Annotated in this window: 1 protein-coding gene; it reads left to right on the top strand. The window is 73.8% G+C overall.

Annotated features, from left to right (window positions below; translation table 11 throughout):
* Positions 1-212: 212 nt before the first annotated feature.
* Positions 213-569 (top strand): alpha/beta fold hydrolase (locus KUM32_RS40405; protein WP_217146676.1); only part of this gene is annotated, 357 nt, incomplete at its 3' end.

The raw sequence follows: 569 nt of genomic DNA, 5'->3' as shown, positions 1-569 counted from the left end.
GTCGGGGCCCGCGAGTTGGCTTCACGGGCCGATCCCGCGACGCGGGCGGGGCCCGCACCGGTGGAGGCGGCGTGGACGCGGGCGGGGCCCGCACCGGTGGTAACGGCGTGACGAGCGGAGGCGGCACGGGCGCGCGAGGCGTCGCGAAGGTCAGCGGCTCCCGGGCGATCAGCAGGATCAGGGAAGCGAACAAGGCCGTGGAGGCCGACGGAATGGAGGCGAACGCAGTGGCATCGAGCACCGGTGCGCAGGGCACGGTGGCAACGGGAGCGCTGGCCGGGGCGACCGAGCGCTGGGTCAGCACCGGCGGCGTGCAGTTGTGCGTCGCCGAACTGGGCGACCGTGAGCGGCCGACCGTCGTGTTGGTGCACGGCTTCCCGGACAGCAAGGAGGTGTGGAGCGAGGTCGCGAAGCGGCTGGCCGACCGGTTCCACGTCGTGCTGTACGACCTGCGCGGCTGCGGCCGATCGAGCGCGCCCAAGCCGCTGCGCGGGGGTTACACCCTGGAGAAGCGGAACGACGACTTCCTGGCCGGCGCGGACGCCGTCAGCCCTAACGCGCCGGTGCAC

Source organism: Streptomyces sp. AC627_RSS907, from assembly GCF_019049165.1.
This window is presented reverse-complemented; position numbering and strand designations above follow the sequence as displayed.